General features: G+C 52.7%; 1 protein-coding gene. It reads right to left on the bottom strand.

Going from position 1 to position 243, the window contains the following annotated elements; genetic code table 11:
* Nucleotides 1-243, bottom strand: a 243-nt coding sequence (locus V5P19_RS24320; protein WP_334408091.1) for an ROK family protein, incomplete at both ends; no start/stop codon positions are given.

The raw sequence follows: 243 nt of genomic DNA, 5'->3' as shown, positions 1-243 counted from the left end.
ACGAGGCGACGGTTTCCAGGCAGCCGTAACGTCCACAGTCGCAGACGACGCCATCCGGATTAACGATGGTGTGACCAATCTGTCCGCTACCATACAAACTGCCGCGATAAATTTGCTCGTTAATCACGAACGACGAGCCAATGCCGTAATCAACGTTGATCACGCAGAAATCCCGTTCCTGCGAATTATTTTGCCATTTCTCCGCGAGCGCCAGCATCACGCAGTCATTATCGACCATCACCC

This window comes from Enterobacter sp. UNJFSC 003, from assembly GCF_036903355.1.
GTDB lineage: Bacteria > Pseudomonadota > Gammaproteobacteria > Enterobacterales > Enterobacteriaceae > Enterobacter.
The sequence above is the reverse complement of the archived record's forward strand: the minus strand, read 5'-3'. Positions and strand labels throughout refer to the sequence as shown.